This is a genomic window from Vreelandella xerophytica, from assembly GCF_968048975.1.
This window is the reverse complement of record NZ_OZ309106.1, coordinates 3,758,677-3,785,665: the sequence shown is the minus strand read 5'-3', so window position 1 is coordinate 3,785,665 and position 26,989 is coordinate 3,758,677. Positions and strand designations below refer to the sequence as shown.

The 26,989-nt window shown below is 58.9% G+C and carries 29 protein-coding genes; 15 read left to right on the top strand and 14 right to left on the bottom strand.

Annotation, left to right across the window (positions count from 1 at the left end; genetic code table 11):
* Positions 1-531: 531 nt before the first annotated feature.
* From rpmH to mnmE, 4 genes are all read left to right on the top strand, one after another.
* Positions 532-666 carry a 50S ribosomal protein L34 gene (gene rpmH, locus ACWF8S_RS17710; protein ID WP_447530481.1) on the top strand — a complete coding sequence of 45 codons (135 nt, stop codon included), beginning with the start codon at positions 532-534 and terminating at the stop codon, positions 664-666.
* Positions 667-679: 13 nt separating this feature from the next.
* Positions 680-1,078 (top strand): ribonuclease P protein component, encoded by a 399-nt coding sequence (rnpA, locus tag ACWF8S_RS17705; protein WP_447554788.1) that lies wholly within the window; start codon positions 680-682, stop codon positions 1,076-1,078.
* Between the two features lie 115 nt (positions 1,079-1,193).
* Entirely contained in the window at positions 1,194-2,879 is a 1,686-nt protein-coding gene (yidC, locus tag ACWF8S_RS17700) for a membrane protein insertase YidC (protein ID WP_447554787.1), read from the top strand.
* 102 nt (positions 2,880-2,981) lie between these two features.
* Entirely contained in the window at positions 2,982-4,352 is a 1,371-nt protein-coding gene (gene mnmE / locus ACWF8S_RS17695; protein WP_447554786.1) for a tRNA uridine-5-carboxymethylaminomethyl(34) synthesis GTPase MnmE, read from the top strand.
* 80 nt (positions 4,353-4,432) lie between these two features.
* On the opposite strand, the gene ACWF8S_RS17690 is transcribed toward mnmE, so the two are convergent.
* The 5 genes from ACWF8S_RS17690 to rarD all read right to left on the bottom strand — a co-directional run bounded on the left by ACWF8S_RS17690 (position 4,433) and on the right by rarD (position 10,006).
* Positions 4,433-5,674 carry a multidrug effflux MFS transporter gene (locus tag ACWF8S_RS17690; RefSeq protein WP_447554785.1) on the bottom strand — a complete coding sequence of 414 codons (1,242 nt, stop codon included), beginning with the start codon at positions 5,672-5,674 and terminating at the stop codon, positions 4,433-4,435.
* A complete protein-coding gene (locus ACWF8S_RS17685; RefSeq protein WP_447554784.1) occupies positions 5,671-6,279 on the bottom strand; it encodes a TetR/AcrR family transcriptional regulator in 609 nt (202 codons plus the stop codon). Before ACWF8S_RS17685 ends, ACWF8S_RS17690 begins: the two co-directional genes overlap by 4 nt.
* A gap of 196 nt (positions 6,280-6,475) precedes the next feature.
* Positions 6,476-7,804, bottom strand: a complete 1,329-nt coding sequence (locus ACWF8S_RS17680; protein ID WP_447554783.1) for an MFS transporter — start codon at positions 7,802-7,804, stop codon at positions 6,476-6,478.
* 55 nt (positions 7,805-7,859) lie between these two features.
* Positions 7,860-8,969 carry a cobalamin-independent methionine synthase II family protein gene (locus ACWF8S_RS17675; RefSeq protein ID WP_447554782.1) on the bottom strand — a complete coding sequence of 370 codons (1,110 nt, stop codon included), beginning with the start codon at positions 8,967-8,969 and terminating at the stop codon, positions 7,860-7,862.
* Between the two features lie 107 nt (positions 8,970-9,076).
* On the bottom strand, positions 9,077-10,006 hold the full coding sequence (gene rarD, locus ACWF8S_RS17670; RefSeq protein ID WP_447554781.1) for an EamA family transporter RarD: 930 nt from the start codon (positions 10,004-10,006) through the stop codon (positions 9,077-9,079).
* A 110-nt stretch (positions 10,007-10,116) separates the two neighbouring features.
* Between rarD and ACWF8S_RS17665 the strand changes: the two genes are divergently transcribed.
* Entirely contained in the window at positions 10,117-10,581 is a 465-nt protein-coding gene (locus ACWF8S_RS17665; RefSeq protein ID WP_447554780.1) for an Lrp/AsnC family transcriptional regulator, read from the top strand.
* A gap of 4 nt (positions 10,582-10,585) precedes the next feature.
* On the opposite strand, the gene ACWF8S_RS17660 is transcribed toward ACWF8S_RS17665, so the two are convergent.
* The 4 genes from ACWF8S_RS17660 to rdgB all read right to left on the bottom strand — a co-directional run bounded on the left by ACWF8S_RS17660 (position 10,586) and on the right by rdgB (position 14,092).
* Positions 10,586-11,431: a 23S rRNA (adenine(2030)-N(6))-methyltransferase RlmJ gene (locus ACWF8S_RS17660; protein WP_447554779.1), complete on the bottom strand. Its 846-nt coding sequence runs from the start codon at positions 11,429-11,431 to the stop codon at positions 10,586-10,588.
* 132 nt (positions 11,432-11,563) lie between these two features.
* On the bottom strand, positions 11,564-12,280 hold the full coding sequence (locus ACWF8S_RS17655; RefSeq protein ID WP_447554778.1) for an OmpA family protein: 717 nt from the start codon (positions 12,278-12,280) through the stop codon (positions 11,564-11,566).
* A 44-nt stretch (positions 12,281-12,324) separates the two neighbouring features.
* Entirely contained in the window at positions 12,325-13,491 is a 1,167-nt protein-coding gene (gene hemW / locus ACWF8S_RS17650; protein WP_447554777.1) for a radical SAM family heme chaperone HemW, read from the bottom strand.
* Positions 13,484-14,092 (bottom strand): RdgB/HAM1 family non-canonical purine NTP pyrophosphatase, encoded by a 609-nt coding sequence (gene rdgB, locus ACWF8S_RS17645; protein WP_447554776.1) that lies wholly within the window; start codon positions 14,090-14,092, stop codon positions 13,484-13,486. The genes hemW and rdgB overlap by 8 nt, the downstream gene beginning before the upstream one ends.
* Before the next feature lie 263 nt (positions 14,093-14,355).
* On the opposite strand from rdgB, the gene ACWF8S_RS17640 reads away from it, so the two are divergent.
* The 6 genes from ACWF8S_RS17640 to ACWF8S_RS17615 all read left to right on the top strand — a co-directional run bounded on the left by ACWF8S_RS17640 (position 14,356) and on the right by ACWF8S_RS17615 (position 18,561).
* The gene (locus ACWF8S_RS17640) at positions 14,356-15,048 is read left to right on the top strand and encodes a LuxR C-terminal-related transcriptional regulator (protein ID WP_447554775.1); all 693 of its coding nucleotides are present in this window, start codon (positions 14,356-14,358) and stop codon (positions 15,046-15,048) included.
* A 20-nt stretch (positions 15,049-15,068) separates the two neighbouring features.
* Entirely contained in the window at positions 15,069-15,599 is a 531-nt protein-coding gene (locus ACWF8S_RS17635; RefSeq protein WP_447554774.1) for a CsgE family curli-type amyloid fiber assembly protein, read from the top strand.
* Positions 15,600-15,616: 17 nt separating this feature from the next.
* Positions 15,617-16,018: a curli assembly protein CsgF gene (locus ACWF8S_RS17630; RefSeq protein WP_447556632.1), complete on the top strand. Its 402-nt coding sequence runs from the start codon at positions 15,617-15,619 to the stop codon at positions 16,016-16,018.
* 79 nt (positions 16,019-16,097) lie between these two features.
* Positions 16,098-16,928: a CsgG/HfaB family protein gene (locus tag ACWF8S_RS17625; protein WP_447554773.1), complete on the top strand. Its 831-nt coding sequence runs from the start codon at positions 16,098-16,100 to the stop codon at positions 16,926-16,928.
* 251 nt (positions 16,929-17,179) lie between these two features.
* Entirely contained in the window at positions 17,180-17,704 is a 525-nt protein-coding gene (locus ACWF8S_RS17620; protein WP_447554772.1) for a hypothetical protein, read from the top strand.
* Between the two features lie 56 nt (positions 17,705-17,760).
* Positions 17,761-18,561, top strand: coding sequence for a curlin subunit CsgB (locus ACWF8S_RS17615; protein WP_447554771.1), 801 nt, complete (start codon positions 17,761-17,763; stop codon positions 18,559-18,561).
* A 124-nt stretch (positions 18,562-18,685) separates the two neighbouring features.
* Here ACWF8S_RS17615 and ACWF8S_RS17610 read toward each other — a convergent pair whose 3' ends face one another.
* The 5 genes from ACWF8S_RS17610 to ACWF8S_RS17590 form a co-directional block, all read right to left on the bottom strand.
* On the bottom strand, positions 18,686-18,955 hold the full coding sequence (locus ACWF8S_RS17610; protein ID WP_447554770.1) for a hypothetical protein: 270 nt from the start codon (positions 18,953-18,955) through the stop codon (positions 18,686-18,688).
* 171 nt (positions 18,956-19,126) lie between these two features.
* Positions 19,127-20,407 carry a glutamate-1-semialdehyde 2,1-aminomutase gene (gene hemL, locus ACWF8S_RS17605; RefSeq protein WP_447554769.1) on the bottom strand — a complete coding sequence of 427 codons (1,281 nt, stop codon included), beginning with the start codon at positions 20,405-20,407 and terminating at the stop codon, positions 19,127-19,129.
* A 61-nt stretch (positions 20,408-20,468) separates the two neighbouring features.
* On the bottom strand, positions 20,469-21,278 hold the full coding sequence (gene thiD, locus ACWF8S_RS17600) for a bifunctional hydroxymethylpyrimidine kinase/phosphomethylpyrimidine kinase (RefSeq protein ID WP_447554768.1): 810 nt from the start codon (positions 21,276-21,278) through the stop codon (positions 20,469-20,471).
* Entirely contained in the window at positions 21,278-21,712 is a 435-nt protein-coding gene (gene hemJ, locus ACWF8S_RS17595; protein ID WP_447554767.1) for a protoporphyrinogen oxidase HemJ, read from the bottom strand. The genes thiD and hemJ overlap by 1 nt, the downstream gene beginning before the upstream one ends.
* 14 nt (positions 21,713-21,726) lie before the next feature.
* Complete coding sequence (locus ACWF8S_RS17590; RefSeq protein ID WP_447554766.1) at positions 21,727-23,535, bottom strand: chloride channel protein; 1,809 nt, start codon at positions 23,533-23,535, stop codon at positions 21,727-21,729.
* A gap of 233 nt (positions 23,536-23,768) precedes the next feature.
* On the opposite strand from ACWF8S_RS17590, the gene argC reads away from it, so the two are divergent.
* The 4 genes from argC (at position 23,769) to ACWF8S_RS17570 (ending at position 26,985) form a co-directional block, all read left to right on the top strand.
* Entirely contained in the window at positions 23,769-24,803 is a 1,035-nt protein-coding gene (argC, locus tag ACWF8S_RS17585; RefSeq protein WP_447554765.1) for an N-acetyl-gamma-glutamyl-phosphate reductase, read from the top strand.
* Between the two features lie 104 nt (positions 24,804-24,907).
* On the top strand, positions 24,908-25,261 hold the full coding sequence (erpA, locus tag ACWF8S_RS17580) for an iron-sulfur cluster insertion protein ErpA (RefSeq protein ID WP_447554764.1): 354 nt from the start codon (positions 24,908-24,910) through the stop codon (positions 25,259-25,261).
* A 168-nt stretch (positions 25,262-25,429) separates the two neighbouring features.
* Positions 25,430-26,197: a transporter substrate-binding domain-containing protein gene (locus ACWF8S_RS17575; RefSeq protein ID WP_447554763.1), complete on the top strand. Its 768-nt coding sequence runs from the start codon at positions 25,430-25,432 to the stop codon at positions 26,195-26,197.
* Between the two features lie 116 nt (positions 26,198-26,313).
* Positions 26,314-26,985 (top strand): amino acid ABC transporter permease, encoded by a 672-nt coding sequence (locus tag ACWF8S_RS17570; protein WP_447554762.1) that lies wholly within the window; start codon positions 26,314-26,316, stop codon positions 26,983-26,985.
* The last annotated feature ends 4 nt before the right edge of the window (positions 26,986-26,989 follow it).

Below are 26,989 nucleotides of genomic sequence, written 5' to 3'. Positions count from 1 at the left end.
TCATCTCACCATCAGTTGAAAACGGCCGACTATTGTAGCGCTCAAAGAAGCGGTTATCCACACGTGTTAAGGGCTCATTCACCCCTGTGGACAACTTGATTTGAGCCCTAGGGAAAAACCGGTAGCTGCCTGAGGACTTTTCATCCACACGCGTTTTCCAAGCCAGTTGCCCACACCTATCCCACACTTTTCCAGCGGCTTTTCTACCGCTTATGCACATATTTTTTATCTCTTTAACAACTTGTTTATAAATACTAAAAACCACTTATCCACAAATAGTATCCCCACTATTAATAACAACAGGTTTTAAATAACTTCATTAGTAATAGTAGTTGTCTGAAAGAACCTGATTGAAGGCACGTTAAGGACCGTTAGCGGATATTTAGCGCTTTTTATGCGCAGAAAAATTGCACCGAGGCTCCGAAGTCTCTACAATTTCCGGTCTTGAATTGAATCTCCCCGGCTAGTTCCTCACTGGACCGGGTCGTTTGGAATTCACTTTCGTCCTAAACCACGTGGGAATAACGAGTTATGAAACGCACTTTTCAACCCAGCGTTCTCAAGCGCAAGCGCGCGCATGGCTTCCGTGCTCGTATGGCAACCAAGAATGGCCGTGCTGTCATCACACGCCGTCGCGCCAAAGGCCGCAAGCGTCTGAGCGCCTGATTTCAGATTGCGTGTGCCGCAGCAAGGCTTTCCCCGGGGCTTACGCTTATTGAGCGCCGGGGATTTTAGCCACGTATTCGAGCAGGCAGACCTGAAAGTCCACGGTAAAGGTATGATGGCGCTTGCGCGCTTCAGTACTCGAGGACATCCTCGCGTCGGACTGGTGGTCAGTAAAAAGAATGTAAAGCTTGCCGTTGATCGTAACCGCTTCAAGCGTCTCGTCAGAGAATCCATTCGGCTTCGCCAGCACCGCTTACCCTCTGTGGATATAGTGATCCTGGCAAAGCGTGGTGTGCAGGATATCGATAATGACACGCTCGCTCGCCAGCTACACGGCATGTGGAAACGACTTCAGCGTGAAGCTTTGGCAGCGCCGCCTCCTCCGCTTGCTAACGTTACGCAGGGTGCTTGATCACACACCTCGCCGCTCGGCCCCGGCCTGCCTCATGGCAGGCTTTCGTGTGTCTTGGGTCGAGTAAATGACACTGCGCCATTAGCATGTTCACCACCCATTGGGCAGAACCCTCATGGACGTAAAACGACTTTTATTGCTGATTCCACTGGCTGTACTGGCTTACCTTCTGGTTATTCAGTGGAATCAGGACTACGGGCAGACCAGCTTCGATTCGACGCCTGAGATAACCCAGCGTGAAAACGCCGGGCCCGCCACCGAAGCAGGCAACGATGACCTGGCCGTACCCAGTACCTCCGCACCCCAGGGCAGCGCCAATGAGGCGATGCCCGCCGATACGGGTGGCGAGTCCTCCACTCGCGAATTCATCGCCGTCACCACCGATGTGCTGGATGTGCGTATCGACCCCTATGGCGGCGATATCGTCTTTGCCGCCCTCCCCCAGCACAAGATGACCCTGGACTCGGAACGCAACTACGTGCTGCTTTCGGACAACGCCACGCGTAGCTATGTGGCGCGCTCGGGTATCCAGCTGGATGGCCAGGCAAGTCGTATTGCCTTTACTCCCGAGCGCAGCGAGTATCGCCTGGGTAACGACGAGCAGACGCTCAATATCGACCTGACCGCCGACGTCAACGGTGTCGACGTTACCAAGCGCTTGACCTTTCAGCGCGGCGACTATGCGGTCGATGTGAGTTACTTCGTGGCCAACACCACGGACAACCCGGTAAGCGCCCGCTTTATCGGCCAGCTTGCCCGGGATAACAGCCCCGATCCGTCAAGCGGTGTGACGCTGGGAATGAATTCCTATATCGGGGCGGCATTTTCCACTCCGGATACCCGCTACGAAAAGATCGACTTCGCCGATATCCAGAACCGTCGCTTTGAAAACCGCGAAGCCCAGGGCGGCTGGATCGCGGTGATTCAGCATTACTTCGTCTCGGCCTGGGCGCCTTCGCAGAATCAGCAAAACCTCTACTACGTCACCACCGACGCCCGTGATCGTAACGTGGTCGCCTTTGCAGGCCCCACCAGCACGATCGCCGCCGAAGGCGATGCCACATTGAGCGCCACGCTCTACATGGGTCCCAAGGTTCAGGATTACCTGGAACAGGTCGCCCCGAACCTGCGTTTGACCGTGGATTACGGCTGGCTCTGGTTCATCGCCAACCCGCTTTTCTGGCTGCTCGACAAGATTCATGACCTGGTCGGCAACTGGGGCTGGTCCATCGTCTTGCTGACCGTCCTGGTGAAGGCGGTGCTCTTCCCGCTCTCCGCCAAGGCCTACAAGTCGATGGCGCGCATGCGCAAGCTGGGCCCGGAGATGCAGCGTCTCAAGGAGATGTATGGCGATGATCGCCAGAAGATGTCTCAAGAGATGATGAAGTTCTACCAGAAAGAGAAGATCAACCCGCTCGGCGGCTGTCTGCCGATTCTGGTACAGATGCCGGTGTTCATCGCGCTTTACTGGATGCTCCTGGAATCCGTGGAGCTGCGCCACGCGCCGTTCATCTTCTGGATTCAGGATCTCTCGGTGAAGGATCCCTACTTCATCCTGCCGATTCTGATGGGCGTGTCGATGTTCGTTCAGCAGATGCTCAACCCGACGCCACCAGACCCCATGCAGGCGAAGATCATGAAGATGCTGCCGATCATCTTCACCTTCTTCTTCCTGTGGTTCCCGGCCGGTTTGGTCATCTACTGGGTGGTCAACAACATCATCTCGGTGGCGCAGCAGTACTTCATCACGCGGCGTATCGAGAACGACCCAAGCGTGGGCAAAGGGATGCGAACCAAGTAATTCGCTCTTCTGCCTATCTCCCGGACCCCCGCCCTTGTGCGGGGGTCTGGCGTTTTGAAAACGACGAATTCACAATAGAACGATTCATCAATGAGGCGCGCCATGGCACAACGACTGTACACCCAGGATACGATTACCGCGCTTGCGACCCCGCCCGGGCGCGGTGGCGTGGGTATCATTCGTGTTTCAGGGCCCGCCTGTCGTGATATCGCCAACGCCATTCTCGGACGTTGCCCCGCCCCGCGCTTCGCGCATTACGGCGTATTTCATGGCGCAAGCGACACCCTCGACGAGGGTATCGCGCTCTTGTTCGAAGGCCCGAACTCCTTTACCGGTGAAGACGTGCTGGAGCTACAGGGCCACGGGGGGCCGATCATCATGGATATGCTGCTCGAGCGCTGCGTGGCGCTTGGCGCGCGTCTGGCACGCCCCGGAGAATTCTCCGAGCGCGCCTTTCTCAACGACAAGCTCGACCTGGCCCAGGCGGAGGCCATCGCAGATCTGATCGATGCCACGTCACGCTCGGCGGCGGAAAACGCCGTGCGTTCGCTGCAGGGTGAGTTCTCGAGCCGGGTGGTCCAGCTGGTCGAGCGCCTGATCGAGCTGCGCGTCTATGTCGAGGCCGCCATCGACTTCCCCGAAGAGGAGATCGACTTTCTCGCCGACGGCCATGTGGCCACGCGCCTGGCGAGCGTGCAGCAGGCACTGGGGGAGGTGCGTCGCGCCGCCGGTCAAGGGGCGCTTTTACGCGAGGGCATGAGCGTGGTGATTGCCGGTCGCCCCAACGCGGGTAAATCGAGCCTTTTGAATGCGCTGACCGAACAGGAGACCGCGATCGTCACCGACATCGCCGGCACCACCCGGGACGTGCTGCGCGAGCATATCCATATCGACGGCATGCCGCTGCACATCATTGATACCGCGGGCCTTCGCGATACCCCGGACGCGGTGGAGAAGATCGGTGTGGCGCGGGCCTGGGAGGAAATCGAGAAAGCCGACCGCGTGCTCTTGATGGTGGACGCCGCAACCACCGAGGCGGTTGATCCGATGGCGATCTGGCCTGAGTTCGTCGAGCGCCTGCCGGACCGGACACGGCTGACCCTGGTGCGCAACAAGATCGACGAGAGCCTTGAGCCTGCCGGGCTCGACGTATCCACCGCCACGCCGACGCTGCGCCTGTCGGCGAAGACCGGCGCGGGTGTGGAACATCTGAAAGCGCACTTGAAAGATGTGATGGGCTTTGCCGCCACCACCGAAGGGCGCTTCTCGGCGCGCCGCCGCCACCTGGATGCGCTCGACCGCGCCATGGCGGCGCTGGACAATGGCCGCGCTCAGCTTGAGGGCATGGGCGCCGGCGAGCTGCTCGCCGAGGACCTGCGCGACGCTCAAGCCTCGCTTGGCGAGATCACCGGCGAGTTCAGCGCCGACGACCTGCTGGGTGAGATTTTCGGCAGTTTCTGTATCGGCAAGTAACGCTCCTCGATGCTATGTGGGTAAGCGCTTACTTTGCTCGCAAGGTTCTCAATAAAACGCTAGGCCGGCCACTTCCGGGACTACGCCGATTCGACGGCGCCGGGGGTGCACGCGCCGCTCTGCTCTTTTTGGCTCGCCAGCCAGCACAACACGAGCGCCAGCGCCCCGCAGACCGCGATGGTGGCGGGTAGCTGGGCAGGGCTGACGGTGGTCAGGCTGACCATAAAGCCGACCACGGCGGAGAGCAGGTACTGAAGCACGCCCATCAGCGCCGAGGCGACGCCGGCAGGTGAGTCCGCCGCGTTCATGATCAACGCCATCACGTTGCCGAACACCATGCCGAGCGAGGCAATCGCAAGCCCGAGTATAAGGCTATAGATGATGAGCGTCGGTGCGCCCAGCGCGTTAACGCACCAAAGCGCAAAGCCCGCCAAGGTATAGATCGCCGTACCGACCATCATCACGCGCCAGGCCGACCACTCGCGCTTGATCAAGGCATTGCTGACTGCACCACCCAGCACCAGCCCCACCGAGTTGGCGGCAAAGAGCTGGCTGTACTGGGTGGAGCTCAGCCCGAAATGTTCCATGAACACGAAGGACGAGCCGCTGATGTAGGAGAAAAACGCCCCCATCACCAGACCGCTTGCGATACTGTAGAGCATGAACACCGGCTGAACGAAAAGCCGGGCGTAGCCCTTGACGATACTCGTGGCGCTCAGCGCCACACGCTGCTCCACCGCCAGCGAGTCCGGAACGCTGGTAATCCCCCAGACAAGCGCAAGTGCGCCAAGTACCGCCATGGTCCAGAAGATCAGGTGCCACTCGGCGTAGAGCAGAATGAGCCCGCCCAGCACCGGGGCGACGATCGGCGCCACCATCATCACCTGCATGAGAATGGAAAACTTCTGCGCCGATTCCTTGAGTTCATAGACGTCATCGATGATCGCCCGTGGCGCCACCAGCCCCGCCGCCGCGCCCAGTGCCTGCAGAAAACGCGCGGCCAGCAGTGTTTCAAAAGAGTGAGCGAGCGCAGCCAAGACAGAGCCGGCAATGAAAACGCCCAGTCCGATCAAAAGTGGCCAGCGCCGCCCGAAACGATCCAGCAGCGGCCCGTAGATCGCCTGGCCCATTGCAAGGCCGATCAAGAAGATCGCCAGCGTCTGCTGGATATGGCCGGCGGAAACGCCGAGATCCTCGGCGATATCCGGCATGCCGGGCAGGTACATGTCGATCGCCATGGCATCGAGCGCGGTGATCAGGGCCAGCAAAATGAGAAGCCCGGTGCCGATGGCCTGGACGTGCGGTTTGGTGGGGGTAGTCATGACGTTTCACTCATCGAATGACGAAGGACCAGGGAGTCTTCGAAAATGTGCATCAGCGCCTCGAGGCGGCGCTCGCTAAGCTCGGCGGAGGTGTAGATCAGCTTGACCTGCAGACTGTCCACGATGCCCAAATACGCCAGGGCGAAGCGCTCAGTCTGCGCCGGCGATAGCGGGGTCCTAGCCCCGCCCCAGCGCGAAAGCCGGTTCAGAAAGTCGTCTTTCAACTGCGCAAGGTAGGCTTCGTGGAGCACGTCGATCCGCTCGGCAAGCGCAAGCGGCGGCATGTAGCTTACGCGCAGGAAAAAGCGCAGATGAGCGGTCTCGCCAAAGCGCTGCACCAGTGCCTGGCAGTAGCGCGACCCGGGAAGCACCTGGGCGCATTCGCTTTCGAAGCACTCGCCGGCGAAGGTGCGCTCTGCGTCGAGCGCCTCCTCGAACGCGGCCATGAAAAGTGCCTCCTTCGAGGCAAAATGAGCATAAAGCGATGCCTTGCGAATGCCGACCGCCTCGGCGATGGCAGACAGTGAAGCGCCGTCATAGTTAGCCTCGGCGAAGTGCGCCACCGCCGCCGAGACGATGCGCTGGGTAGCCTTTGAGCGTGCCATGAGTATGGGCCTTTTGAACGAGCTGAGTAAGAGCGTCGCAATATACTACCTACCGTAAGGTAGGTAAAGTTTTTGCGGCACGACTGCTCGCTGTCTGCCAACCCCGCCTGAACATGAAAAACCCCGTCAGTGCGCTGGCGGGGTTCGGTTGAAAGATCGGAAAATGGAGGGTCTCACCTCTGGATGAATGCAGGATTCATGCGTAGGCGCTGCGGGGCGGATACGGCTGGCTCACGCCGTTTAGCCCACTTACGACTAGAACCGCCAGCATAAGGCTTGCCCCGTAAAGCCAGTAAAGACTTTGCGGCGTCCACTGGGCATCCAGCAGCAGCCCCGCAACGACCGGCGAGGCCATCGCCCCAAACCTTCCCACGCCCAGCACAAACCCCACGCCGCGGGTGCGGGTATCGGCGGAGTAGCGTTGTGGGGCGATGGTGTAAAGACTGGCTACCGCGCCATTCAAGAGCATGCCGATACCAAAGCCCACCGTCAGTGCCAGGCCGAACACGGCGGTGGCGGGCACCATCAGCACCATCAATGCAACCGTGATCAACAAAAAGCCCTGCAGTAGCCGGTAGCCGTCATAACGACTGGCGCCCAGCCCCATCAACAGCGCCCCGACCATACCGCCGATCGTCAAGAGCATGCCGCCGGCAATACCGTGACGGGCGGAGAGTCCGCTCTGGGCCAACAGCTTGGGGGTCCAGCTCATCACGAAGTAGAAGCTGAACATCACCAGGAAAAACGCCAGTGCCAGCAAAAGCGTGGTGCGCCACTGCCCGCCTGTAAAAAGCGCCCTGTAGCCCTTGTTCGTAACGCTGGGCGCCGACACCTCGGGCAGGGATCCAAGCGGTGCCTGACGCATGCGGGACAGGAGCCGATTGACCCGTGCAAGTGCCCGGTGCGGGCGCTTGTAGAGTAGAAAATCCAGCGATTCCGGCAAGGCCCACGTACAGAGCGCGCCGGCAATCAGAGTGATCACCCCGCCGTAGAGAAAGACATAGCGCCAGCCCACGGTGTCATTGAGCTGAGTGGCGAGCAGCCCGCCCAGGGTCGCCCCCAGGGCAAATCCTACCGACTGCAGCCCGATCGCGAGTCCTCGCCAGCGCTGGTTGGCGTTTTCGCTGGTCAACACGTTAGCCCCGACCAGCACCACGCCGACCCCCACGCCGGTCATCAGCCGCAATAGACCCAGGCTTATCGGCCCCGGCGCCTGGTAGGAAAACACCATGCCCAAACCGCTGACCAGAAGGCTTGCCAGCAACAGCGGCCGGCGCCCGAAGCGATCAGCCAGGGGAGCGACGAATATCGAGCCCAGCGCCATGCCCACTATTCCTGCGCTCAGCAAAAGCCCCAGCTCCGTACCGCTTAGCCCCCAATCCTGGGCGACCTCAGTGGCGGTAAACGCCATGGCCATCACATCCAGCCCGTCCACCGCGTTCAACAAAAGGCAAAGGCCGATCACCGCCCACTGGTAAGGTGACATGGGGTGGCTATCAAGCCGTGCGCGCAGGCTCTGGCTCATGGCAAGTCCTCAGGATAAAAGGCCCACCGCGAGCGCAGTGGGCGGGGTTGGAAAGCTATTCGCCCCAGACGTCGCGGGCGACTTGAACCACCAGCTCGAGCTTGGCCTGCTGCTGCGCCGGCGTCAGCGAATTGCCCTCTTCAGTAGAGGCAAAGCCACACTGGGTGCTCAGGCAGATCTGTTCCAGCGGCATATGGCGGGCTGCCTCGAAAATGCGCGCCTTGATCTCTTCAGGGTCTTCAAGCTCGCCGGTCTTGGTGGTAACCAGCCCCAATACGGCCTTCTGATGGCCCGGCTTGATAAAGCGCAGCGGCTTGAAGTCGCCGGCGCGGTCGGAGTCGTACTCCAGAAAGAAGGCATCGATATTGACCGAGCCGAAAAGAAGCTCGGCCACCGGCTCGTAGCCACCTTCGGAGATCCAGGTCGAGCGAAAGTTGCCCCGACAGACATGCATGCCCACCACCAGATCATCGGGTTTGCCTTCAAGCGCCTGATTGATCACCCGCGCATAGACCTGTGCGAGATGGTCCGGGTCCTCGCCGCGTTCCACGACCAGAGCACGCTGCGCGTCCGAGCAGAGATAGGCCCATACGGTATCGTCGAGCTGCAGATAGCGACAGCCGGCGTCGTAGAATGCCTTGATCGCCTGGCGGTAGACCTTGGCCAGGTCATCGAAGAAGTCATCGATATTTGGATAGACGTCCTTGCTCACCACGTCGCGCCCGCCACGAAAATGCAGCACACTGGGGCTGGGGATGGTCATCTTCGCCGCCGCGCCCTGGGCGATGCTGGCCAGATACTTGAAATCCTCAAGCATCGGATGCTCGCCAAAGCCGAGCTTGCCGGTCACCTTCACGTTGCGCGATTTGGTCTGGACGCCGGTGAACTGGATGCCCTGCTTTGCATCGTAGCCTTCGACACCCTCGAGCCCTTCAAAGAAATCGAAATGCCACCAGGCGCGACGAAACTCGCCGTCGGTCACCACGTGCAAACCGCACTGACACTGCTGCTGTACCGCTGCCTGGATAGCCTCGTCCTCTATCTGGCGTAGCTCGCGTGCATCCAGTTGGCCTTTCTGATGCGCCAGGCGAGCGTCCTTGATCGTGGTGGGGCGCAAGAGGCTACCGACCACGTCGGCGCGAAAAGGGGCAAGCGGAACGTTCATCCAATATCTCCACGGCAACTTTGCCATCAATGAATCAAGAGAGGTGCATCCTCACTCAAACCCAAGGTGCATAAAAGTGATCTTTTTTTATGTCAACGTGAATATATTTAATGAAGGCTGCACCGGGGGGGCCGCGGTGGCAGACGACGACGTGCGTTCAACCGGTAGAGTCCTTCCAGCAAGAGCACCGCGACGGCCAGCCCGATGGCGATATACGTCGGCCACTCCGCCGGGGCGACCGCCTCGCCCAGACCAAGCGCCACCAGCAGCAAAAGTACGGGCTCTACATAGACCAGCAAGCCAAACAGGCTCAGGTTGAGAAGCGGTGCCGACAACGCCTGAAACACCAGTACAAGTGTGCTTAAAAGTCCCAGACCGACTATCAACCCCGCGATGTGCAGCCCCTGGGCCTGCTCGCCGATCACGTAGCCGCCCTGGAAGATGAAGTAAGCGCAGACAGGCAGACTAAGCAGCATATCGAACCAGAGCCCGGCGATGTTGTTGGTATCGGTAACCCGGCGCAGCCAGAAATAGACCGGGTAACCCAGACATACCGTCAGGGTCGGCCAGGCAAACGCCCGGGAGAGGAGCAGCTGGCTTGAAACACCCAGCAGGGCCAGCACGCAGGCCATTTTCTGAAAGCGCGACATGCGGTCCTTGAAGGCCAGACGACCGATGACCACCATGGTGATCGGCATCATGAAATACCCAAGCGACACGGCAAGCCCCTGGCGGTTGTTGGGCGCCCACATGAACAGCCACAGCTGGACCCCGATCAGAAAGGCAGACACCAGCCGCGTGGCCCAGAAGTAGCGCTCGGCCAGCAGGCGCCGATAGATGACCGCTACTTGCGCCCCGTAGCCCCGCCAGAGGATGAACAGCGTCAGACAGGGAAAGGTGAGCAGGATTCGCCATCCATAGATCTCTTCGCCGTCAAGCGCTGCCAGAAGCGGTGTGTAGGCAAACATCAAGGCGAAGAGAGCGGAGGCGATCACGTTGAAGGTGACGCCCAGTGCGGTACTCGAGCGGGTGTGCATAAGTCACTTCTGCGGTTTGGAAAATTCAGCGATACTTTATTGCAGAGTGTGCGATAAAGGCGCTCGAATTTGCCGCATTAGACGATAAAATTTCTCACCCGGAGACCAGGATGGCGCTGGATAACCACGATCTCGCCCTTCTCGAGCGTTTGCAGAAAGAGAGCCAGACGCCGCTTCGCGAACTGGCCGAGGCGGTCCACCTTTCCACGGCGTCCGTACAGTGGCGCATACAGCGGCTTAAAAAAGAGGGCTACATTCAAGCCAACGTGGCCATCCTGGACCCGGATAAACTGGGCCAGGTGATCACGATTCTCGTGGAAGTGCAGGCGGACAAGACTCACGCAGGTGATCTGGCACTGCTGAAAGCCCGCTTTTCCGGGCCTGAAATCCAACAGTGCTACTACGTCACCGGCGAAGCGGACTTCATGCTGGTGTTGCTGGTGCCCAGCATGAGCCGGTTTCAAGCACTCTGCGACACGCTGTTCCACCAGAACCCCAACGTCAAATGGTTTCGAACCATCGTGGTACTGGAGCGGGTCAAATCGACCCTGGAGGTACTTCCCGCCTCATCATGAAAAGCTACTCCTCGACCCACCACTGCGCTTGATAGCGACTTTGCTCGCCCAGCCTGGGGGTGATCTCGGCCATGGCAGCCTTTAGACGTTCATCCAGCCCCCAGGGCGGGTTGATCACCAGCATGCCGCTTGCGTACATGCCGTGGGTTTGATCGGTGGGCGCGTGCAGTTGAAGTTCGCTGCGCCATATCTTGCGTATGCCGCTGGTCTTCAGCGCCCTCAATAACACGTGATGGTGCCCGGCCGGCAGCAGTGGATACCAGATCAACACGACGCCGTGGCGGGCTTTCTCAAGCGCGTAGCGAACGGTATCCGCCACCTCCTGGTACTCCGCCTTGCGCTCGTAGCTTGGGTCGATCAAAACGCAAAGCCGTGGGGTTTTTACCGGCACCCGGGCCTTGAGCTCCGCCAGACCATCGCCATGAATGCGCAGCGCCTCGAGGGGCAGGGTCTGACCATCGAGTTCAGCGTGTTCGCCGGGATGCAGTTCGCAAAGGCGCAGCGCATCGCCGGGCCGAAGTGCGCGGGCAAGCCACCAGGGCGAGCCAGGGTAGTGGCTCAGCGTCGCGTTATCCGGCTGAACGGCACCGATATGGGCAAGCCAGTCGGCCAGGAGTGGATCACCGATTGTCTCCCGGTGGCGCCAGAGAGGGCAGATTCCCTCACGATGCTCCTGAAGCCTCAGGGCCTCCTGAGTAGTCAGTGGATAACCCCCCCGACCGGCATGCGTGTCTATATATGTAATAGAGCTTTTTTTACGTAATAAATGATCGCTTACCGCGTAAAGGGTAAGATGCTTGTGAACGTCGGCGAAATTGCCGGCATGATAGGCGTGCTGATAAGAGAGCATGGCGATTCTGCTATGGGGTATAAAAAAGCCCGCTATGGTCGATAGCGGGCCTGAACTATTGTCGTTGAAACGTGAAATCCTGTGCGATGGGACGCTGTCTCGACGCGTTATCCAACGCAGGGAGGCCAGGGCTTAATAGTTGCCCTGGCCGCGCACTTGACCCTGGCCTTGCTGGCCCTGGCTGCCATCCCCTGTCGGGGTCAGGGTAATTTCAACGCGACGGTTCTGCGCACGGCCCTGGTCGTTATCGTTGCTGGCGATCGGCTGGTTGGCGCCATAGCCGCGGGTGTTGAGACGCGAGGAGGAAACACCGTTCTGACCCAGGTAGTTGCCGACGGACTGCGCGCGGCGCTCGGAAAGACGCTGGTTGTAGTCGGCGGCCCCGGTGGCATCGGTGTGACCGGCAATGTTGACGCGGGTGTCGGTGTACTGAGTGAGTACATTCGCCACTTCGTTGAGCGCGCTGCGTGCCTGGCCTGTCAGCTCGGAGGAGTCGAAGCCGAAGGTAACGCTGCTGGGCATGTTGAGCACGATATCGTCGCCACGACGGTCGATCTCGATACGCGAGCCCTGCAGGCTTTCACGCAGCTGATTCTCCTGGCGATCCATGTAGGCACCCACGCCCGCACCTGCAGCGGCACCCACGGCGGCGCCGATCAGGGCACGGTCGCGGCGGCTGGTGGCACCATCGCCGGAAAGCGCACCGGCCGCCGCACCGACGGCAGCACCAATGCCTGTACCTATGCCGGTACTGGAGCGCTGCGTCTGGCCACCGTAAGGATCTGACGTGGCACAACCGGCAACCAACAGGGCAGCGGCTACCGGGGTCAGCAGTCGAGAAATACGCATCACTCACTCCTTTAAAAGCTTATTTGATTAACCAAGCCGTGGGATCAATCGTCACTGATCATCTCCAGCAGCTCGTTCAAGAATAATAGACCATGAGGCGATGCACGCAGTTTTTCGGGCATTTCCATCAAAAGTCCTTTTTTATGGGCATTTTGTAACTGGGCAAGCAAGACCTCGCGGGGTTGGCCGGTATAGGCGGGCCAGAGCGCCATGTCCACCCCTTGCGTCAGACGCAGCGCATTCATGGCAAACTCGAGGGGGAGTTCCGAGGCCTCGATAGCCGCCTTGCCCGCGATAAAGCCGCGCGGATCAGATCGGCGGCGAAGGTAAGCCTCGGGCTGGCGGGTTTTCCAGCGCCGCTCGATGGTCCACCGGCCGTCTTCACCTATACGGGAGAGCTTGCCATGCGCGCCCGCCCCGATGCCGAGATAGTCACCGAACTCCCAATAGTTGAGGTTGTGCCGGCTCTGCTTGCCCGGCGCAGCGTAGGCGGAAATCTCGTAGCGCTGGAAACCGGCCTCGACCAGGCGGTCATGCCCTCGTTCCTGAATATCCCAAAGAGCTTCCTCCTGGGGCAGAACCGGTGGTCTTGAATGAAATGCCGTATTGGGTTCAAGCGTCAACTGATACCACGAGAGGTGATCAGGCCGTAGTGCCAGGGCCTGGTCGATATCGGCCAGGGCAAGCGTGGGCGTCTGCCCCGGCAGGCCATGCATCAGGTCGATGTTGATATTGTCAAAGCCTGCGGTGCGCGCCTGCCCTACCGCATCGATCGCCTCGCCAGCGCTGTGGATACGCCCCAGCGCTTCAAGCTGAGCGCTCTGAAAGCTCTGGGTGCCGATCGAAAGACGGTTGATACCCGCTTCCCGGTAACCCACAAAGCGCGCCTGCTCGGTGGTGCCCGGGTTGGCCTCCAGAGTGATCTCGATGGTCGGCGCAAAGGGGAGGCGCGCGCGAACTTCACTCAACAGACGCTGGTAGAACGCCGGCGAGAGCAGACTCGGCGTGCCGCCACCGATAAAGATGGTCTTGAGTTCGCGGCCGTCGGCCAGAGCCAGATCGCCGTCCAGATCGCTCAAGAGAGCTTCAAGGTAGGCGTCTTCGGGTAGCGCCCTGGACGTCGGCTCGTGGGAGTTGAAGTCACAGTAAGGACATTTTCGCACGCACCAGGGGGTGTGGATATAAAGCGATAGCGGCGGGGTACTACCCATGCGCCACCTTCAAGAACTCGACAAGCCCCTGCAGCGCGCGCCCCCGGTGGCTAAGCCGGTTCTTGGTTTCAGCGGGTAGCTCGGCCACGCTCATGCCCTGTTCGGGCAGCCAGAAAAGCGGGTCATAGCCAAAGCCGTTCTCACCCCGGGGGTGGGCCAGGATTTCGCCGTCCCAGCTGCGTTGAACGATGATCGGCACCGGGTCCTCGGCATGGCGAAGATATACCAGAACGCACCAGTAGCGTCCGGTACGCTGGCCCTCGGCGCAATCGGCAAGTGCGTTCAAGAGCTTTTCGTTGTTGCGGGCGTCGCTTTTGGGCTCGCCGGCAAAGCGCGCCGAGTAGATGCCCGGGGCACCATGAAGCGCATCCACTTCAAGCCCCGAATCGTCTGCAAGCGCTGGCAGCCCGCTCACCCGGCTGGCCTCGCGCGCTTTCAGCAAGGCGTTCTCCACGAAGGTGAGTCCGGTTTCCTCCACATCATGTACGCCAAATTCCGACTGCAGACGAACATCGAGCATCAAAGGCGCCAGAAGCTGTTTGAACTCTTTCAACTTGCCAGCATTGCCACTGGCCAGCACAAGCGTATCGAAGGCAGACATGGTATGAACCTCTAGGTAGTAGGCCGTCAGTTTACGCTCAACGGCGTTACAGCTAAAGAAATCACTCCACCGTGGACGCTTGAGGGCGTGTGCTCGCAAACAGGCTGTCGTTCTGATTTTTTAACATATATTCAAAAAAAGAATAAGCATAGGCCGATTGTTTTTGAAACATTATTAGTAACATAACTTTACTAAAGTAGTCTTTTGGGTAACAATCTGCTCATTATCATCTCACACTTTATTTCCAGTTGGAGGGTTTCGCGATGACGCAGGACAAAACCCCGGGCGTGGTGTACATCGTCACCGAAAAAAGCCCTCAATCTCAGTTGTTTGCAGAGTATCTAACAAAGCAGACCGGCTATACGGTCAATCTGTATGCACCCGGCGCTTCACTACCAAGCTCCAATGTCAGCAGGCAGCTACTGCTTATCGATGCCGACCATATCAGCGTCGATGCCATTCCCGACTGGCAGGAAAAGCTTTCCGAGTCGCTTTCCCGCATGCCATTGGCAGCCTTCAACATTCGCGATATGGATCACGCGCTGGAAGCCCTTTCCTGCTCTCAGTTGAAGGGGGTTTTCTACCGCAATGAAAATCTCGAAGTGATCTGCAAGGGTATTCACGCCCTGCTTAATGATGAGCTTTGGATGTCCCGCGATCTAATGGCACGGCTCATTCTTTTTTACCGTAAATATCAGAGTAACGCGTTTCGCCCGGCCTGCGGATTGACCAATCGCGAAATGGAGATCATCTCGCTTCTGAGCGCGGGCTCCTCCAATCAGCAGATTGCCGAAAAGCTCTTTGTCAGCGAGCACACGGTCAAGTCGCACCTTTACAACATCTTTCGCAAGATCAACGTGCACAACCGTATTCAGGCGCTTAACTGGATACATCAGAATCTTGGCCCCATTCTGCCCAACATCGAGACCGCGCGTAGCCTGCAGCGTCAACGCTAACCTTTCAAGAGCAACCGGTCATGGCTTTGTATCGCATATTAATGCTGTGTAGCGCGCTGGCGCTCGTGGCGCCCGCTCTGGCAAGCGAGCCCGTCTCGCCCAACCAGCCGGCGTCGCCCAGCGATAACCTGCCAGAAAACGAACAGGAAGCGGTCGATGCGATCAACCGTCTCTCCGGACCCGACGGGGAAAGCATCGAGCCCCGCGGTTACGGCAGCAGCGAACTGACCGGCGTCATGGTGGATCGCACCATTACCATGGCCGGCAAGACCTTTTATCGCGCCTTCAGCCAGCGCGCCATGGATAACCCGCTGATCAACAACGCCACCATCACCATTCAGGAACGTCCGGATGCCCGCTGGGGGAGCCAGCTCTGGATCATGCGGGGCAACCAGATGTATTTCCGTACGCAGCTATCACCACGCATCAATCTAGCGGATCAAGCGGCAGAAGAAGCCGTGCAAATCGTTCAGGAAGCGCTTTTGAAAGAACAGCTGGCGCAGGCCCTGACCTCAGACAAAGACCTGGGAAGTGAGGAGTTACAACAATGAAAGGCAAACGACACAACATGGTGATGGGTACGATCGCAGCGCTTGCGCTTGCCGGTGGGGCACAGGCAATGGCCGGTGAACTTGTCTATCGGCCATTGAACCCCTCTTTTGGTGGCGACCCCTTCATGGGCAGCTACCTGCTGGGCAAGGCGCAGGCGCAGGATACCAATACCGATCCCAATTCACGAAGCGTGCAGCAGCTCTCCTCCACGGACCGCCTTGTGCAGAACCTGGAAAGCCGCCTGATTTCGCAGCTCATTTCCGATGTGGGGGCGGGCAATGTCAATCAGGGCTCCTTCGACAGCGGTGAGTTCAACGTGGTAGTCAGCGACAATGGCGGCCAGCTCGTGGTCCGCGTGGTGGATAAACTCACCGGAGATGTCACCAACATCAGCGTCGGCGGGCTTTTCAACCCATAGTGAAGCGATATTCGACACTACCCATAACCTTACCGGCAAATCGCCACCATAACGCTCTTTGTGTCGTCAGGGGACCACAATGAAAATCATCGCTTCACTTATCATGGCCACTTTATTGAGCGGCTGTGCGGGAATGGTCGCCAACTCGGAGAATCTCGAGGGCACCCAGGCAACGCTCACCCCTCGCGGGGCGACGTATCAGGATCTTGTTTCATTGCCGCCGCCGGCGGGAAAAATCTTCGTATCGGTCTACGATTTCCGTGACCAGACCGGCCAATACCGCCCGGCACCGGCCAGTACCTTCTCTACCGCCGTGACTCAAGGGGCGGCGGCCATGTTGACCGGAGCGCTTTCGGATTCCGGCTGGTTCATTCCACTGGAGCGGGTGGGGCTTCAGAACCTTCTGACCGAGCGGCGCATCATTCGCGCGGAGTTCGAGCGTTTCGGCCAGCCCGATACGCTGCCTTCGCTACGCGCGGCTTCGGTCATGCTGGAGGGCGGTATCATTGCCTATGAATCCAACGTGCGCACCGGCGGGGCGGGCGCGGAGTATTTCGGCATCGGCGCATCGGGCCAGTACCAGGTCGACCAGGTGACGGTCAACCTGCGCGCCGTCGAGATTTCCACGGGTGAAATACTTGCCAACGTGACCACCACCAAGACCATCTACTCCAAGGAACTGAGAGCCGGGGTTTACCGTTTCATCGACTTCAGACGCCTGCTGGAAGCCGAGGTGGGCATCACCACCAACGAACCGGTTCAAATGGCCGTCATGTCGGCGGTGGAGTCGGCAGTCATTCACCTGATTGCCCGTGGTGTAGAAAACAACCTGTGGAACCTGGCCGGCAATACTACTATGCAGGACACTATTTTAGCCGACTATATTAATGCACGAATTCCTTCTTTATAGGTCGCGCGCGTAGTTGGCCGAGTAAAAAACTAATCAACGATCATGTCTATAAAAAAGCGGCGCTGCCTTTTGCAGCGCCGCTTTTTTCATGTTTTCAAGGCAAATATTAGAAAACTAATACCCAATTATTTAAATATAGTTAATTCTTTGATCGTATATTTAAGAAAATATCTGATAGCGCAATTTATCAAATCGTCCAAACTCAACCCCATGAATACAATTTGATACAAAACTTTTCAAAGGGTATAGAGATGATGATTTACCAAGCGTTTTCGACACGTAAATCGCTAGCGCTATCAACGCCTTTGGCCCTATCGCTTTTAATGCTCACGTTAACGTTTTCATCAGTCGTCAGTGCAGGCCAGGACAATCGTATCGAGCAGTATCATCAAACGTCGAACGTTCCGGTCTACGCGGGTAATTACAGCATCATAAGACAAAACGGCAACAATAACCGTACGGAGGTTTCCCAGTCTTATTCTGCCCAGTACCAAAACGGCAATTTCTCACATATCCGCCAGGTCGGCAATTTCAACATGGCCACGATCAGTCAGGCCGGCGGCAATAACGCCGGGGCCATTTTACAAAACGGCGATCGTCATCTCGCCACGATCAATCAGTCTTATGGTCGCCAGGGGTTGGAAGCGTTTGTTTCTCAATCCGGTAACCAGAGCGATATCGCAGTTTCACAATCGGGGAGTGGCTACCGCAGCATTAGTGTCGAGCAACAAGCGTTCTCGGGCAGTGCACGACCAGTCACCGTCGAAACCTACTGAGTACAACTCTTTGTCTCAGTAACAACTAAAGCAAGCGTCATAAAGGGGAAGACCACATGAAAACTCAAATTACTACTATCGCTGCCGCTATCGCTGTTGCACTGAGCACTTCTGCTTCTGCACAGTTCGCTGGAAACGATTCTTCTATCTACCAGGGTGGCGAGAACAACGAGAACGCAATCACCCAGACAGGCAAGAACAGTTCGCGCGTTGATCAAATCGGTACCTACAACGACACGACCGTTCGTCAGAACAGCCTGTGGAACGACTCCACCATTCGCCAGGGCGGCAACTACAATGGTGCAGACGTCTACCAGGACGGCCTGACAAACGCCTCTACCGTTAGCCAGTCAGGTGAAGGCAACGACGCGACTATCGCGCAAAACGGTAAATACAACATTTCCGTCAGCCAGCAAAACGGCCTGAACAACGAAGTGGAAGTGGATCAGCGCGGCGGCCTGAACGACAGCTACTCCTATCAGGAAGGCTCTTACAACGAAACTACCGTTCGTCAGAGCCAGCTGGGCAACAAGTCCGTGGCTGAAGCCTGGGGCGACGGCAACGATACCACCATCACTCAGGACGGTTTCTACAGCGACAGCTATGCCATGCTGAACGGCGACAACAACGAAGTAGTCGTTAGCCAGACCGGTAACTATCTGGAAAGCTCCATTCTGGCCGTTGGCGACCACAACGTGCACAACGTTACTCAGTCTGGCAACTTCCACGACTCTTACATCAACACTGATGGTAGCTACAACCAGCACACTGTCGCCCAGAGCGGCAACTTCGGTGCCCACGCCTCTACTATCAACACCACTGGCAGCTACAACGCCAACAACGTTACCCAGCGCTAAGTTAGCACCGGTTTGAACGTTAGAACCGCCCTTCGGGGCGGTTTTTCCATATGTAACGATCAAATGTGTCACGATTGAAGATGCTCTTGACGCCTTCAATCGTGACATCTTTTTATTGAATCCCTTACCGAATATGCAGCGTCAACGTACCACCCTTGCCCTGAGTCGATGAGCGCGTGCGATTCGTGCCTTTCATGATATCCACTTCCAGACGCTCGTTATCGGTCAACAGCGTTACAGTACCCTGCAGCTCGCTGCCCTCGTAGCTGAACTCGGCAGGTACGCTTTTTCGCTCTTCACGATGCTCCGTTACCTCATCACCATTACTCACCCGCCAGTGGGCGGAAAATTCCGCCCCTGGCGTGCCGCTTACGTTGATTTGAATCTGGGTCATGTTCCGCTCCTGATAGGCCAGCGCGCCTGTGGATAAAAAGGCGACCAAACCTGCAACGCCAAGTGTGTAAGACCAAACCGGTTGCCACTTCATGGTTATTACCTCGTCAACCACAAGCGCCGCCATGATCGCGGCGCTTTCAGTGTAGCAGTCTATGGACCCAGGCAAGGCCTACAGCAGAGCAAAGGCCTTCTCGGCGGCTTCCAGAGTTTTCTGGATGTCTTCCGGGGTGTGGGCGCTGGACATGAAACCTGCCTCATAGGCCGAGGGGGCCAGATACACGCCGTGATCCAGCATGGCGCTGAAAAAGCGCCGGAACCCGTCCGGATCGCAGGCGGTGGCCTGGGCAAAGTTATCCACACGAGATTGCGAGGTGAAAAACAGCCCAAACATGCCACCAGCGGACTGGGTCATCATGGGCACGCCCGCGGCATCGGCGCGCTCTTGAAGCCCCGCACAGAGCGTCTGCACCCGTTGTGTGAGCGCATCGTGAAACCCCGGCTCCTTGAGCTTTTGCAAGAGCGTGACACCGGCGGCCATGGCCAAGGGGTTGCCCGACAGCGTTCCGGCCTGGTAGACCGGCCCCATGGGCGAGATGTTCTGCATGATATCGCGCTTGCCGCCAAAGGCGCCGACCGGCATGCCGCCGCCCACGATCTTGCCCAGACAGGTCAGATCCGGCGTAATACCGTAGTGCGCCTGGGCGCCGCCGAGTGCGACGCGAAACCCGGTCATCACCTCGTCGAAGATCAGCAGGCTACCGTATTCGTTGCACACCCGGCGAAGGGTTTCCAGAAAGCCCGGCTGAGGGGGGATGCAGTTCATGTTGCCCGCTACGGGCTCGACAATGATACAGGCGATCTGTGCACCGATTTCGGCAAAACAGGCTTCTACACCTTCCGGGTCGTTGTAGGAGAGCGTGATGGTGTGCTCGGCCAATGAAGCCGGCACGCCCGGAGAGCTTGGCTCACCGTGGGTCAACGCACCGGAGCCGGCCTTGACCAGAAGCGAATCCGAATGGCCGTGGTAGTTACCCTCGAACTTGACGATCTTGTCGCGACCGGTACTGCCCCGGGCCAGACGAATGGCCGACATGGTGGCCTCGGTGCCGGAGCTGGTCATGCGCACCATTTCCATGGAGGGAATCATCTCGCAGATGAGATCCGCCATGGTGGTCTCCACCGCGGTGGGGGCACCGAACGACAGACCGTTATCCAGGCGCGCGCGCACCGCGGCGAGTACGTCCTGGTCGGCGTGGCCGGTGATCATCGGCCCCCAGGAGCCCACGTAGTCGATATAACGATTGTTCTCGACATCGAACAGGTAGGCGCCTTGGGCGCGTTCCATGAAGATCGGCGGACGGTGAAGGCCCTTGAACGCCCGCACGGGCGAGTTGACCCCGCCGGGAATATGGCGTGTGGCAAGTTCAAAGAGTTCGGCAGAAGTAGTCATGGCATCCTCAACGTGAATGGCTCGGTGATTGATAGCGTAGCGCGTGATGTACGCCATGGGATCAAAAGCGGGTCGGGCGTGGCAAGCGGTTGGGAAGATATTGACCGCTTGGCGGCTCATAAGCATGGGACAAGCAATGCCAGGTAAAGTGCTGGGCCTGCTCGCAGGCAGCAGGCAAGCGTTCGCCCGCCGCCATGCGCGCCGCGATCGCCGAGGCCAGCGTGCAGCCCGAACCATGAAAAAGGTGCGGCAGCCGCGGCCATTGCCACTGGCGCGTGGTGTCCGGGGAGTGCAGCGTATGCACGACCTGGGTGGGATTGCCGGGTAGCGGGTCGTCGGTGGCCGTGACCAGCACCGCCTGACAACCCCGGGAGATCAGTGCGACCGCCCGGGCCGTATCGTCAGCATCCTTGTCCACATCCGGGGTCAACGCGGCAAGCTCATGGCGATTGGGCGTCAAGATATCCACAAGAGGGAGCAGCCGATCGATGTAGAGCGTCTGCAGCGCGGCGGTGGATAACTCGGCGCCGCCGCCGGCCTTGAGTACCGGGTCGGCGACCACCGGTATACCGGGAAAGCGGCGAATGACCTGCTCGGCGGCCAGTAGCGTCGGAGCGTCGGCCAGCAGGCCGAGCTTGATGGCACTCACGGGCCACTCATCCAGGGCCTCGACCATCTGCTGCATTGCTCGCGGGTCGGCGGGTATCACGCGCTCGACATCGTGACAGTTCTGCACGGTGGTCGCAGTGGGAATGGTCAGCGCCCAGCCGCCGCAGCCGGCAACGGCTTCGCTATCGGCCATCAAGCCCGCGCCACCGGTAGGATCGTGGCCTGCCAGTACCAGCACGACAGGGGGAAGCGGTCGAACCATCAAAAAAGCGGCTTCAGCACGGCCAGCAGAACAATCGCAACCAGAGCAATCACCGGAGCTTCGTTAAACCAGCGAAAAAAGGTATGGCTTTTCGTGCAGCGGTCCTGGGCAAACTGCTTTAGATAGATCAGGCACACGTGGTGATAGGCTACCAGAAGCGCCACCAGGGTCAGCTTGATATGCATCCACCCCTGGCTCATCCACTGGGGCGCCAGATAAAGCATGATGCCACCAAAGAGCAGTACCAGAATCATCGAGGGCGTCATGATGCCGCGATAGAGCTTGCGCTCCATGGTCTTGAAGTAGGTGATCGCCTGATCGTCGCCGTTATCCCGGGCGGTGGCGTGGTACACATAAAGCCGCGGCAGATAGAAAAGCGCGGCAAACCAGGTTACAACGGCCATCAAATGCAGGGCCTTCATCCAGAAATACATGGTGTCTCCTTAACTTACACGGTCGGCTCATTGTCACGGGGATCAGGTTTGTCACGAGGGTCAGCATAGTGATAGTAACGCTCGATGGCACCACGGGTAATGATACCTGAAATTCGCTGCTGCTTTGGCCGATAACCATGCACCACGTAAAGCGCTCCCAACGCGTTATCCTGAAGCTTCAAGAACGCCTCCGAAAGCGTCGCCTGAAGCGCAATGGGCGCCATTTCAACGCGCTGGCCGGGGATTTCCAGCAAATCGACCCGCTCATCCTCCGGTGGCGCCTTGCCGGCAAGCGCCTCGTCATGCTCCAGAAGCCAGCTGGCCAGCGCCGCCGCCTTCAAGCCCAGCACCGGCTTTTTATCGCTCGAACGCTCGATCAATAGCCACACCGGGTTGCTCTCCAGGAGCTTTCGCGCCTGATCCGGCGTAACGATACGCTCGGTGCGAGCCAGCTGGCGCTCCATGACCGCCGGTACCGACACCCGGGAGAGGGCCTGCATCAAGGGCTGCTGCAAGGGATGACGGCCGTAGCGCGCCGAGCTGATGAAAAAGCCTTCGCAGCCGGTAAGCTGGCGCGCCGTCAGACACGCCACCACCACGACCAGCATGCCGGGCAGCATGATATTGGGGGAATGGGTCAGTTCCAGAAGCGCCATGAGCGCGGCAAGGGGAGCTTGAAGCACGGCCCCCATCATCGCCGCCATGCCCAGCATGGCGAAGACGCCAGGGTCGGCGGCGGCCTCCGGCCAAAGCCAGGTACCCAACACTCCGGTCAACGCGCCTGCGCCAGCCCCCACCACCAGGACCGGGCCGATGATACCGATAGGTACTCCGCCGGCCACGGTCAAGGCGGTCACCAGCAGCTTGGCAATGACCAGCCCCAGCAGCACGCCAACGCTGAGCTGATTGTTGAGCGCGGCGGCAAGGCTGTCGTAACCGATGCCCTGCACCTGGGGAAACCACCAGGCCACCGCCCCCGTCGCCACCCCGACCGCCGCCAGACGCAGCCAAAGCGGCAGCCGGCTCAGGCGCTGATTGCGCGCAATATGAATAAAAAGCCCGGCCAGAAGGCCGATCATCAGGCCGGTGACCACCACCCAGGGCAGGTTCATCAGCGAACCAAGCGCTACATCGGGAATACGAAAGGCCGGCTCGCTGCCGTAGACCACCTGGGCCACGACCGCCCCCATGGTCGAGGCCAGAATCACCGGCATGAAGCTCATCAGGGTGTACTCCATCATGACCACTTCCATGGCAAAGATGACCCCGGCGATGGGAGTATTGAAAGAGGCGGAAATTCCCGCGGCGGTGCCGCAGGCCACCAGCACACGAAGGCTGTTGTTGGGCAGGCGCAGCTTGACACCCAACCCGCTGGACGCCGCCGCCCCTAGATGAATGGCCGGGCCTTCGCGCCCGGCGGAAAGCCCCCCGAGTACCGACACCACCCCGACCCACCACTGATTGAGCCAGTTGCGCATGGGAAAACGCCCCTGGTGATAGCTCAATCGTTCGATCACGTGACTCACGCCGAGTGTCTGCGCCGCAGCCTTTTGCCGGTAGAGAAAGACACCGATCACCGTGACGGCCAACAGCGGCAAGAGCGAGCGAAGCCAGGGAGCAAGGCCTTCGAACGCCTCCGGATTACCCTCGGGCATGTAAAGCAGCGCCCCCGCCTCGAGAAGCAGGCGAAAACCGACCATCACCGCGCCGGTAATCACGCCCGATACCAGCCCCAGAACGCACAGCTGGGGAAGCGCATCGACGTTGGCCAATTGGCGGCGAAAAGCCTCTAGAGTGAAATCTGCTCGGGAAAACCGTGCCACGCTTGCATTCCTTGCCTGTCAGCTATTTTTATAGAGGGGGGGTTCATATCCCGTCATTCATGTCCGGTGCTTTCACGAAGCGCCGATAAAAGTAAGTGCTTACTTATAAAACCGGCGCTCAGACACTGTCACTCTTGTGTATCATAGCTTGAGGCGCTTAGACAGTGCGTTGCCCGTTTATTAGGCTTGGTAGCGCATTCGTATCAAATTCATGAACAGACAAGAGGTGGCTTGTGATCAAGGTCGGTATCGTAGGCGGTACAGGATATACCGGGGTAGAGCTTTTACGGCTTCTTGCTCAGCATCCACAAGTGAGCGTCGAAGCGATCACGTCGCGCTCGGAGGCCGGGGTCAAGGTCAGCGACATGTACCCCAACCTGCGCGGTCACTACGACACCCTCGCTTTCAGCGAACCCGATGCCAAGGCGCTCGGCGCCATGGATGCGGTGTTTTTCGCCACCCCTCACGGGGTCGCCCACTCCCTGGCCGGCGAGCTTCTGGATAAGGGCACCCGGGTGATCGATCTTTCCGCGGATTTTCGCCTGCGCGATGCCGACCTCTGGAGCCAGTGGTACGGTCAGCCTCATGGCGCTCCGGATCTTCTTCAAGAGGCCGTATACGGCCTGCCCGAGATGCACCGGGAGAAGATCCAGCAGGCGCGTCTGATCGCCGTACCCGGCTGCTACCCGACCGCCGTACAACTTGGCTATCTGCCGCTTCTCGAGGCAGGGCTTATCGACCCGACCCGGCTGATCGCCGACTGCAAGTCCGGCGTCACCGGCGCCGGTCGGGGCGCCAAGGTTCCTTCGCTTCTGGCTGAAGCGAGTGAGTCGATGAAAGCCTATGGCGCCTCGGGCCACCGTCACCTGCCGGAAATCAGCCAAGGTCTTGGCGATATGCAGGCAACGCCGGTGGGACTTACCTTCGTGCCTCACCTGACCCCCATGATTCGCGGCATTCACGCCACGCTTTACGCTACCTTGAAAGCTGATGCCGGCGACCTGCAGGCGCTTTTCGAGACCCGCTACCAAAACGAGCCGTTCGTTGACGTCATGCCAGCCGGCAGCCATCCGGAAACCCGCAGCGTCAAGGGTAACAATACCTGCCGTATTGCCGTTCATCGTCCGGGTAATGGCGATACCGTCGTTGTCCTGTCGGTCATCGACAACCTGGTGAAGGGCGCCTCTGGCCAGGCGATCCAGAACCTGAACCTGATGTTCGGCTTCGATGAAAAGCAGGGTCTGAACGCCCCGGCGCTACTGCCCTGACAAGGCGCTTTCCTGGCAAAGGGTCATACAATAGTTGACCCTTTTGCTGGGGATTACCCATAATTGCGCTTTCACCCAGCAATCCAAGCTCCCGGGAGGTACCTATGAGCGGTGCAGAAGCTTTCGTACCAACCCCACTACTGTTATCCGATAGTGCCCGCAAGCGCATCAAGGCGCTCATGACTGAGGAGCACAACGACGCGTTGAAGTTGCGCGTCTATGTCACCGGCGGTGGCTGCTCGGGCTTTCAGTATGGATTTGATTTTGCAGACCACACGGCGGATGACGACACCCTGATCGAATTTGGCGATGCCACGCTGGTCGTCGACCCGCTCTCGTATCAGTACCTGGTCGGCTCCACCATCGATTTCGAAGAAGGCCTGGCCGGGGCGCGTTTTCGTGTGCAGAACCCCAACGCCACCACGACCTGCGGGTGTGGCGCCTCCTTCATGGTCTAGGCTGCTTGAACGCCAGCCTCGACGCTTGCGTTAACACCACCCCTTCCTCGTGACTTGACGCCTTGGCGGTTTCTCGCCAAGGTTGACAGGTCAATAACGGCTCGAGCGCTCGAAAGGACAATGACGTTCTCACGGTCGCTCTAGTCCTATAACATCACGGGGAAACACATGAACTATCCGCTTACCTTTAGCGCGCTTGCCGCTACTCTGGCCCTTGGCCTTTCCAGCACCGCAGCACTGGCCCAGACGCCAACGGTCAACGTGGCCACCGATCCAAGCTTTGTTCCTTTCGAGATGATGGATCCGGATACCGGCGAAATGATCGGCTTCGACATGGATATCATCAACGAAGTGGCCAGTCGCGCGGGCTTTGAAGTCAACCTGACCACCATGGAATTTTCCGGCATCATTCCGGCGGTACAGACCGGTAGCCAGGAAATCGCCATTGCCGGCACCACGATTACCGAAGAGCGCGCCCGGGTGGTCGATTTTTCCGAGCCCTACTACGACTCCGGCCTGCAGATCATCGTGCGTCATGATAATGATGACGTCGAGTCCATCGAAGACCTGGAAGGCTTGAGTATCGCCACCAAGATCGGCTCGACCAGTCACACCTTCCTCCAGCAGGAACTGGGTGACAACGCCACGATCACGCCTTACCCCGGCACCGCCGACATGTACATGGCGCTTCTGGGTCGCAACGTCGACGCGGTGCTTTATGACGCGCCGAACGTGGCTTACTTCTCCCAGACTCGCGGCGACGGCCGCACCAAGGTCGTTGGCCCGCTCTACGAAGGTCAGCAGTATGGCATCGTCTTCCACAAGGGTAGCGAGTGGGTCGAACCGACCAACGAAGCACTTGCCGCCATGCGCGAAGACGGCACCTACGACGAAATTTACGAGAAGTGGTTCGGCGAAGCGCCTACTGCCGACTAAAACCGCTTTATCGACGCGAATCGGCTCCTGCAGGGTCGGGCGATGTATTGCCCGGCCCTTTGTTTGGTGACCTTTTTCGATAATACCGTTTCGTGACTTTTATCTGGAGATAACGCGTGGACGTTACCTTTGAGTTCGACTGGTCGGCGGCCTTTGCCTCGATCCCCCACCTGTTACCCGGTATTCCCTGGACGCTTGCGATCTCTTTCGGGGGGCTGGCGATCGGCTTTTTCATCGGCATCTTTTTCGGTCTCTTACGCATCAGCCCCTCCGTCTGGCTGCGCTGGATCGCCAGTATCTATATCGAGATCTTTCGCGGCACGCCCATCCTGGTGCAGGTGTTGTTCATCTTTTACGGATTACCCCAGCTCCTTGGCGGGCCGATCAACGCTCTGGTGGCAGGTATTGCCGCGATTGCAATCAACTCCGGCGCGTATATTTCCGAAATCGTGCGCGGGGGCGTGCAGTCCATCGAGCGTGGCCAGCGCGAGGCCTCGTTATCGCTCGGGCTCTCGCGGGTTCAGGCGTTTCGCTACGTCATCTGGCCCCAGGCGCTCAGACGCATGGTCCCGCCGCTGGGCAACCAGGCGATCATCAGCATCAAGGACACTTCGCTTTTCTCGGTGATCGGGGTGGGGGAGCTGGTGCGCCAGGGACAGATCTATATCGCGACCACTTTCACGGCCCTTGAGGTCTACTTCATGGTGGCCTTGATGTATCTGGCTATTACCTGGACGCTTTCGCTGGTGCTGCGCTTTCTAGAGCGCTCGGGCATCGCGGGACAATAAGGAG